This window comes from Streptomyces sp. NPDC034670 (genome assembly GCF_055574875.1).
In genome coordinates, this window is sequence record NZ_JBVITR010000094.1 from 1 (window position 1) to 8,821 (window position 8,821).

General features: G+C 71.4%; 11 protein-coding genes. 10 read left to right on the forward strand and 1 reads right to left on the reverse strand.

All coding sequences use genetic code 11. The features are described from left to right. The first annotated feature begins 263 nt into the window (after window positions 1–263). The 8 genes from ACZ56B_RS31960 to ACZ56B_RS31995 all read left to right on the forward strand — a co-directional run bounded on the left by ACZ56B_RS31960 (window position 264) and on the right by ACZ56B_RS31995 (window position 5,982). Window positions 264–809: a hypothetical protein gene (locus ACZ56B_RS31960; RefSeq protein WP_468798323.1), complete on the forward strand. Its 546-nt coding sequence runs from the start codon at window positions 264–266 to the stop codon at window positions 807–809. Window positions 810–896: 87 nt separating this feature from the next. After that, complete coding sequence (locus ACZ56B_RS31965) at window positions 897–1,232, forward strand: hypothetical protein (RefSeq protein ID WP_468798326.1); 336 nt, start codon at window positions 897–899, stop codon at window positions 1,230–1,232. A 98-nt stretch (window positions 1,233–1,330) separates the two neighbouring features. Continuing rightward, window positions 1,331–1,750, forward strand: coding sequence for a hypothetical protein (locus ACZ56B_RS31970; RefSeq protein WP_468798329.1), 420 nt, complete (start codon window positions 1,331–1,333; stop codon window positions 1,748–1,750). A gap of 39 nt (window positions 1,751–1,789) precedes the next feature. After that, on the forward strand, window positions 1,790–2,401 hold the full coding sequence (locus tag ACZ56B_RS31975) for a hypothetical protein (protein ID WP_004993919.1): 612 nt from the start codon (window positions 1,790–1,792) through the stop codon (window positions 2,399–2,401). A 39-nt stretch (window positions 2,402–2,440) separates the two neighbouring features. After that, the gene (locus ACZ56B_RS31980; protein WP_468798333.1) at window positions 2,441–3,253 is read left to right on the forward strand and encodes a hypothetical protein; all 813 of its coding nucleotides are present in this window, start codon (window positions 2,441–2,443) and stop codon (window positions 3,251–3,253) included. A 44-nt stretch (window positions 3,254–3,297) separates the two neighbouring features. Further along, the gene (locus ACZ56B_RS31985) at window positions 3,298–3,837 is read left to right on the forward strand and encodes a single-stranded DNA-binding protein (protein WP_468798336.1); all 540 of its coding nucleotides are present in this window, start codon (window positions 3,298–3,300) and stop codon (window positions 3,835–3,837) included. 295 nt (window positions 3,838–4,132) lie between these two features. Then, window positions 4,133–5,353 carry a hypothetical protein gene (locus ACZ56B_RS31990; RefSeq protein ID WP_468798339.1) on the forward strand — a complete coding sequence of 407 codons (1,221 nt, stop codon included), beginning with the start codon at window positions 4,133–4,135 and terminating at the stop codon, window positions 5,351–5,353. 296 nt (window positions 5,354–5,649) lie between these two features. Further along, the gene (locus ACZ56B_RS31995) at window positions 5,650–5,982 is read left to right on the forward strand and encodes a Mom family adenine methylcarbamoylation protein (protein ID WP_468798342.1); all 333 of its coding nucleotides are present in this window, start codon (window positions 5,650–5,652) and stop codon (window positions 5,980–5,982) included. 109 nt (window positions 5,983–6,091) lie between these two features. Here the strand turns inward: ACZ56B_RS31995 and ACZ56B_RS32000 are convergent, their stop codons facing one another. After that, window positions 6,092–6,751 carry a LysE family translocator gene (locus ACZ56B_RS32000; protein WP_468798345.1) on the reverse strand — a complete coding sequence of 220 codons (660 nt, stop codon included), beginning with the start codon at window positions 6,749–6,751 and terminating at the stop codon, window positions 6,092–6,094. A 531-nt stretch (window positions 6,752–7,282) separates the two neighbouring features. Here ACZ56B_RS32000 and ACZ56B_RS32005 point away from each other — a divergent pair. After that, the gene (locus tag ACZ56B_RS32005; RefSeq protein ID WP_468798348.1) at window positions 7,283–8,317 is read left to right on the forward strand and encodes a phosphoadenosine phosphosulfate reductase; all 1,035 of its coding nucleotides are present in this window, start codon (window positions 7,283–7,285) and stop codon (window positions 8,315–8,317) included. An 18-nt stretch (window positions 8,318–8,335) separates the two neighbouring features. After that, entirely contained in the window at window positions 8,336–8,677 is a 342-nt protein-coding gene (locus tag ACZ56B_RS32010; RefSeq protein ID WP_468798351.1) for a hypothetical protein, read from the forward strand. Window positions 8,678–8,821 lie beyond the last annotated feature (144 nt).

Below are 8,821 nucleotides of genomic sequence, written 5' to 3' on the forward strand. Positions count from 1 at the left end.
GTCCTCGTGAGGTCACTCCGCATGACGCACCCTGGCCGCAACACCGCCCGAAGCGACCTCGCCGAAGCCGCTTGACATCCATAGGAGCATCCGCCCCTGGACCGCCGGGCAGGGCAGAGCCCTCACCGCTCCGTCCTGCCCGGCGGTCCCGACAGCCGCCACAGCGCGGCCACATCCCCTCCGACAGACCGTTCGAGAAATCAGAGGCGACCATGGTCATCTCTCCCGGCACCGTTGCAGCCGCCCGTACCTACGCACGCGACATGAGCGGCGCGCCCCTGCCCGAGCCGCCGAACCCCGGTGCGGACACCGGCCCGCTGGAACCGGCACACGAAGCGGCCTACTACCTGGGCATGGGTGAGACGTTCCGCATCCTCACCCGCCCCGATGAGCCGGCCCCGCCGGACGTGAAGGAGCTGAGCACGGCCGTGCGGCCCGTGCCGGGCAGCGGCACCTGGTACCGCCGTGGCGACGAGGCGGCCCGCCGGATCACCGCCTCCGACCAGCGCATCCGCAACCTGCCCCAGGACCCCGACCAGCTGTGGGCACTGCTGGCCGACGTCCTCCAGGCCCTGGACCTGCACGGCCAGGCACCGCAACTGGACGGCAGCAACCTGCGCCGTGACCACCTCCCCGGCCGCCCGGCGGCGATCCGCCGCACCCACCCGATCGGTGGCTGGGGGCCCGCGCGCGTGAAGTGGAACCCCGACGGTTCCTGCCGCTGGACCGACCTCCACCACGGCAGCTGGCAATGGCCCGGCCAGACAGCCGAACCCGCCGCGCCGGCCCCGGCGACACCGGGCCACTGACCACCCCCACCACCGGCCGCCCCAGGGCGGCGGCGCACAAGCACCGCCCCGGCGCCCCTCCCCTGTTCCCCTCTCTGAGAGGTCCTCATGAGCGACAACCAGCAGACGGCACCGCCCGCCCCGGACGACGACGAGCGCGACCGCCCCCTGACCCTGGCCGTCCTGCACCAGCTCGTCCGGCACGACTGGCGCGCGCTGCCCGGCACCACCCTGGTGGTGCTCTCCCGCGACACCGAGGGCAACGGCTACTCACCGTTCGCCACCTACAGCAACGCCCGCTACGCGCCGACCTACAGCGACGAGGTCGGCGAGGTCTACCCGCTGCCCGAGGAGCTGGAGCAGGACAAGGAACTGCGCGAGCTCTACGCCGACGGCATCCCCGACAGCGCCGTCCCGGCCCTGGTGCTCTACCCGCTCGGCTGACCCGACCGGCGCGGGGGCGGGACCGCCCACCCCGGTTGTCCCGCCCCCGCCCGCTCCGCACCCCCATTCCCCGATGACGAAAGCGAGGCGTCCCCGCCATGCCCAACTCAGCGCCAGCGCCCGAGGAGCGAGCGCGCACGCCGGTGCTGGTCATCAGCGACAGCCCCGACGACGACCCGATCGGCCTGCTTCCCTGCCCGGTTCCCCTGCGGCACCTGCCCTCTCCGCTGTTCAGCGCCGCGGAGTACCGGCTCGCCCCGCTCGTGATCCTGGACGACCGCAGCTACACCGCCTTCACGCTGCGCCACATGCCCCACCGCCCCGGCCTGATCCTCACGCTCGCCGACCCCGACGACGACACCGTCCACCCGCGGGCCGCGGCCATCGGCGCCGAAGCCGTCCTGCGCACCGGACAGGACCTGTCCTGGCTGCACCTGCGCCTGCACGCGGCAACCGACTGCCACTACGCCCACTGGGAGGAACTCCTGACCGGCCCTCCCCCACAGCCCGGCACCTGACCCCAGCTGCCCCGCCCCGCGACCCGAAGGAGACAACCGATGCATTCGATCCCCCAGCGCTGTGCGCGCCGGCCGCTGTCGGGCGGTCTGGTGGTGCCGTGGGTGTCCTTGATCCACGGCGGCCACGCCGCCTTCGGCAGCCTGGACGCCGACCGGGCCCGCACCGCCTTCCTGCGGCGCCTGTGCCAGATCTGCGGCCAGTTTCTGGACGAGCGGTGCTACCTGATCGTCCGCCCGGCCGACGCCGCCCGCGGGCACTCCCCCGAACCGGCGCTGCACTCCGAGTGCCTGCCGTATGCCGCCGCGCACTGCCCCCTGCTCAACGGCACCGCCACCCACTACCGCCACCGCCCCGTCCTGGCCACCCATCCCGCCGGACGGCCCTGCACTGACCCGTCCTGCCCGTGCCCGTCCCGCTCGCCCGACGAAGGCCACGCCGCCCGCAGCGGCCGCCCCGCCGACCGCTACGAGGCATGGATGATCCACACCCGCACCTACCGCCTGCTCTTCACGCCCGGACGGCCCAGCACACCCATCGGCATCAGCGTCGACGTGCCCGTCCTGCGCCGGCGCCTGCTGCGCACCGCCACCCTCACCCCCGACCAGCAGCGCCTGATGGACCTGCTGCGCCCCCTCCTGGGCGAGTCCTGACTTCCGCCCTTCCCCCGTACCGCACGTAAGGAGCCCTCCGTGCTGATCACACCCAACCCGGCCACGCCCGAAGGCGAGGCCATCATCGACCTGGCCGCAACGATGGACGCACTCCAGGCCCGCACCGGCGAATGGCCGGGCGCGGACACCGTCGACATCCTCGGCGACTGGCTGAGCCGCTTCACCTTCGCCACCTCAAAAGCCCTCACCCGACAGATGACCGGCCGGGCCTGGGTGCTGCGCCGCTGGGACCGGCACAGCGACGAGGTGACGCTCTGGTCCGACGAGGCCTCCGCCCTGGCCGAGCTGGCCCAGCACGCGCGCAGTTCGTGGGACAACGTGGCGGGCACCGACGGCGTCCCCCACCGCCCTCCCGCCGACGACCAGACGGCCATAGACCTCTACTACGGCCCCAAGGAGCACCGCGGCGACGAGGACTACACGCTGTATGCCGAGGACATCGCCCGCTGCGCGCACACGCCCCGCAGCCTGACCCTAGAAGACGACACGGCCTGCGCCCAGGCCAACAGCGCGGCCGTCTTCCACCCGATGACCGGCCCCGACGACGAAGGCCTGCCCTGCATCGAACTGGCCGGGATTCTCGTCTTCGCCTACCTGGACCCCGACCTGCGGGCCGTCCGGGTCTCGGTGCACCTGGACACCGCCCACGAACAGCTGGCCCGGGCCGACGGCACGATCCCGCTCCAGGTGGAGATCGAGGACGCCACCGTGTTCAGCACTCTCGGGGCGCGGCCGGCCCCGGCCCGCGTCCCCGCGTGGAAGGCCCGCCTTCGGCGGCTCACCGACCGCACCGCCCTCCATGCCGCCGAAGCGCAGCGAAAGGGGAATTGACCCATCCAAGTAAGTAGCTATTATGAGAATAAGGAGGTGTTCGTATGGCCCCGTCCGTCACACACGTGTCCGGCACCGTCACCGGCAATGTGGAAGTCCGCTTCACCGAATCGGGCCTCGCCGTCTGCCGGTTCCGCCTCACCCAGACCCCCACCCAGTGGGACGCAGCCGCGCGGCAGTGGCGCGATGGGACCCCGATCCGCTACGTGTGCACCGCCTGGCGGGACTTGGCCCGCAACGCCACCGAGTCCCTCACCGACGGGGTCAGCGTCCTGGTCACGGGCCGCATCACCGAGATCCGGGACGACGCCGTCTACCTGAGCGTGGACGACCTCGGCATCAGCCTGCGCCAGCGCATCGCCTACACCGAGACCAGCCTGCCCAGCCCGGCCGCCGCCGCTCCCGTCTCCCCCACCGTCCCGGTCGCTTCGATCGCTGCCCCCGCAGCAGCCCAGGTCGCCGGGGCGGGGACCGGTGGCCCAACCGCCGGTCAGGCGGGCGGCCCGCCCGCCTGGTGGGAGCAGCGGCGGGCCTCCGGATGGCACCGCCCCGCCGCCCGCACCCCGGCCGACGTCGGCCCCTGACCCCGCCCCTTCCGCCCTTCACTTCGCCACCGGGTGCAGTACTGGTTCGCCTGCCGGTACCGCCCTCCCGTTCTCCCCTTCACCGCGCCACTCGGTGCGGCACCGGCTCACCCGCCGGTAGCGCTCTCCCCCTTCACCCGCACCACCTCGTGGGGCGCTGGTTCGCCTGCCGGCGCCCCACCACTTCCCTCGGCCGCCCCTGGCAGGCTTGCGACCCGTGGCCCGCCCACGACCTGGTCCTCATCATCCCCGTCACCGCTTGCCCGAGCAGGACGCGAAGGAGTGAGCAACCGCCATGCCCGCAACCATCCACACGCCGTCGCTGCCCGGCCTGAGCACCCCCGACGAGGTGGACACCGTCATCAACTGGGGCCTGGGCGCCGACTCCACCGCCTACCTCGCGCACATCCTCACCGACCCGCCCGCACACGGCATCGACCTGGAGCGCACCGCCGCGCTGTACATGGCCACCGGCAGCGAGTGGCCCGAGACCCGGATGCTGGTGGAGGAGTTCATGCTGCCGCTGCTGCGCGAACACGGGGTGCGGTTCGTGCAGCTGTCCCGCTCCGGGCAGCCGAAGGCGGCCGACATCACGGTCCTGGACGACTCCCGCCGCCCCGAGCGGCTCTTCGCCCACGGGCCGTGGACGCTGTGGGACGAGCTGGAGTCCGTCGGCACCGTCCCCCAGCAGGCCGGCACCCGCACATGCAGCCTGCGCGCCAAGGGCGAGGTCGGCGACCGGTGGCTCACGCAGGAGATGGGCGGGCGCCCGTTCCGGCAGATCATGGGCTTCAACGCCGACGAGCCCGGGCGCCGCTTCGGCGACACGGCCACCTCCAAGATCCCCGGGCACACCAGGGTCTATCCGCTTATCGACTGGGGCTGGCACCGCCGGCAGTGCGAGGACTATCTCCTGGAGCGCTTCGGTGTGCACTGGCCGAAGTCGTACTGCACCTTCTGCTGCTTCCCCGTCTCCATGGGTGCGCTGCCGGCCCACCTGGAGCGCATGCGCTCGCACCCGGACATCGCCGGTGAGGTGCTGCGCCTGGAGTACACGGCGATGAGCCTGAACCCCAACGCCAGGCTGTACGGCAGACGCAGCCTGCTGGAGCTCCTCGACCGCTCCCGGCCCAGGGACCGCGTGTGCCTGGAGGCGTTCGAGCGCGAGCTCGATGTGCCCTGGGCGCTCTACCACGTGCGCCGCCTGTTCCTGCTGTCCGAGTCCGGCAAGCGCCGCCCGGTGATGCGCTCCACCGAACGCGTCGACATCGGCCGCCCGCAGCAGCTCGCCCAGCGGCTGATCTCCGTGTCCGAGCGGCACGGCATCGACGTCGAGCACGACCCGCTCTACGGACGCGCCCGCGCCTGGCTCCGCCCCCGCCGCGCGGCCTGGCCGATGACGGAAGAGCTGTTCGTCACCGCCCCCGCCCGCATGATCAACAAGCAGGAAGACACCTTCGAGCAGGAATGGCACGCCTGCTCTCCGGCTCCGCCACCCGGCTCCCCCCTCACCTGATCCCTCTCATCACCCCAGCCGGAAGAGACCGCGCTGGTCTCTGTCCGCGCCCGGTCGCCCGGTTCCCCCCTGTCTGGAGACGACGCATGACGACCTTGCCGCGCCTGATCGGCGCATCGACGACCGCATCCGCAACCGCCGGTCAGCTCTGCCCCCGCACCGACGGGGCGCTGCCGAAAGAGCCCGTGGGTGGGAGGGGCCGGTGATGGTCCCGGTTCAGCAGACGCTGCCGTTCGAAGACCTTCCGAAGGTGCCGATCTCGTCACCCTGGCGTCAGCGCCAGCACTCCTGGCGGCATGTCGGTGAGGGAGGGCTTCGATGCACGCCGCTACGAAATGGAGCGGATCAGCGAGAAGGACGCCGAAGCATTCGTCCGCGAGCATCACTACTCCGCTTCCTATCCGGCAGCCGTCCACAGGTTCGGCCTGTACGACGTCTCGGCCGACAAGCCGCGGCTGAGCGGCGTGACGGTGTTCGGCGTACCGGCCAGCCCAGCCGTGCTCACCAAAGCACTGCCGGAGCTGGTTCCGTTGAGTCACAGCGACACGATGCGCCGTTCGACGCTTCTCGGCGTCCGCGTCGGCGGCGAGTGTGGCCGGGAGCTGCAATCCACCAGCGGAAGGCCGTGACGGTAGCGGCGCGCCGCACGGACCATCCATCGATGACGGCAAGCGTGCCAACCGTTCACGGCCGGCCAGGATCAGGGGCGCGTTGCGCTGAGTCATGTGTGGCTTCTGATCAGGTGAACAGCGGTACCGCCATCCAGACCGCAACTCCGATCAAGGTGGCGGCGAACAAGCAGTCGATCCATCGCTTCGACCGCTCACTGCGGAACAGGGCGGTGAGCGCCCGGCCGCCGAGTGCCCAGACGATGAAGGCGACGAGGTTGTTCAGCGTGAACACGACCGTGATCACCAGCACCGTGGCGGCGTCATCGTTGGCGGGCGGCCTGAGAAACTGCGTGAACAACACCGCGATGATGTAGTACGCCTTGGGGTTCAGTAGCAGGACGATCGCGCCGGCCCGGAACCCGACCCGCTGCTCCCCAGCCGATGCGGCATCCGCCGTGGTTCCTCCCTTGGCCCGAGCGGCACGAACGAACGTCACCGCCAACCACAACACGTAGAGGCTCCCGACCGCGCTGAGCACCTTCGCGAACAAGGGATGCTCCAGGATGGTGACCCCCATCCCGATCCCGATCGCCGCGGTCACACCGAAGGTCGCGATGTGGTACCCGGCAAGGGCCGGCACGGCGGCGCGCAGCCCCTTCGACGCACCGATCGCCGCGAAGAACGCGTTTCCCGGGCCCGGACTGTACGCAAGCGGGAACAAGAAGATCAGGAGCGCGGTGAAGGTGTCCGCGCTTATCGCCGGCGTCAGGGGGGTCGTGAAGATCATATACCGAGTCTTCAAAGCAGCCACCGATCGTGCTGGCGGAAACCGGACATCACGATGCAGCCGAACGTCCACCACCTACCGTGCACACCGTGCCGGGGAAGAAGGCCCAGCACAGTGCAACCCGAACGGCGTCGGTACCTATAGACGTCGACAGGTGCGGGTTCCCGCGCGAGCGCTTCTCAGAATCTGCTAACCCGTGCGCTTCCGACCGAGCCGCGCAGAAGGTCCGCCGCCAGGAGCAGGGCCACCAGTACGTCGAGGCCCGGCTGATCGCGCTGGGTGCTCCCGTGCCGCGGGCCGGCTGCGATCCCGCGGTGTGGCTACGGGAGGCCCCGACAGCGATCGGTGCCCGTACCGTCCGCCATACGCGGCGCCCACCGTTTCATCTTCCCCCTGGGCCAAAACCGGCGACAACGTGCCCGTATCAAGATCGGGATCGATGCGCGACCGCCCTATCCGCGCCGTTCCGATCCCGAACCGGCCGCCCTGTGACGGCCGTCCGCCCATTCCCCTGCCTTCCTTGGAGCAGTCATGCCCGCACGCCCCACCGTCTGCCCGTCCGACGCCCCGGACCTGGCCGCCTACGACCTGCTCGCCCCGCAGCTGTCCGGCGGCAAGGACAGCAGCGTCATGCTGTGGTCGTTCATGCGGGACGCCGCGGCGGCCGGGGTCACCGACCGGGTGATCAGCTACCACGCCACGCTCGGGCCGCTGGAGTGGCCGGCCGTGCACGTCGACGGCACACGCTATGCGTCGCTGTCCGAGTTCGCCGCCGCCCAGAGCGCGGCCTGCGGCATCCCGCCCGACCGCCATGTGGAAGTCACACAGCCCGCGTTCCTGCTCACCGAGATCGCCGCCTACGGCCGCTTCCCCCGCATGGGCAGCCCCTACTGCCGCAAGTACGCCAAGGAGTCGCTCATCTCCACCGCCTGGACTCCCCTGGTGCGCCGGCTGCGCCGCGAGCTCGGCCGACCCGTGCGGATCCTGAAGGTCATGGGGCTGCGGGCCGACGAGAGCCGCGACCGCGCCCACCACCCCGCCTCCCGCAACGTCCTGACCAACAGCGCACGGATCGTCGACGAATGGCTGCCGGTCAAGGACTGGCCCACCGCCGCGGTCCTCGAATGGCACCGGGACGCCCCCGTGGCGCACCACTGGACCTACGACTCCTACCCGGGCGCGGACGACTGGCGCGGGACCAGTCGGTGTTCCTGTTCGCTGTGCGTGTTTGCCTCCAAGCGCGATCTGCTGCTGGCCATCGCCCGCCGGCCCCGGCTCGCCGCGCTGTACGCCGAGATCAAGCACGCCCGCGGCGACAGCTTCCGTCCCGACTGGCGCATCACCGACCTGATCGAACAAAGCCGCCTGCCCATCGCCCCCCGACCCCGGCATCGTCCTGCCGGACGACGGTCCCGACATGGACCTGCTGGAGAGGCAGATCCGCACCCCCTGCAACAGCCACCACGCAAAGCCGTCCACCTCGCCGCCCGGCCGGCCTCCGGCCCGGCCTGCGGCGGCTGCGATGCAGGCCCCACCGCCCCCGACCTTCCTTCCCAGCCCTTTTAGAGATGCATACTGACCATGATGACGACGAGCACCCAGCGCCTTTTGGAACTGTCCGCGGCCGCACCGGCGGTCGAGGGCGAGGACCTCCTGGACCTGCTGCGCGAAGGCAACGTCCTCTACCACCAGGGCCTGCAGGAGACGCACCAGGCGACCGCGGCCCGCCTGCAGGGGCTGTCCACCGCCGACCTCGCGGCCGCAGCCGATGCGGCCGAAGTCCCCTACGACGCCACACGGGACCGTGCGGAGATGGTGCTGCTCCTCGCCCTGGCCGAGTGGGACATGACCCCCGCAGCACTCGCCTACTCCGCCATGGTGGAAGACGCCGCCCGCCGAGGGATCAGCCTTCTCCCCGAGGAGTGACGTCTCGTCCACGACCTCGACCCGAGGCAAACGGTGGGCATGCGGTCCTTTGGCATCCGGCGTGGGGGGGGGGGGGGGGGGGGGGGGGGGGGGGGGGGGAAGGGGCGCGGGGGGGGTCTGGCGGGTGGGGTGACAGCGGGAGCA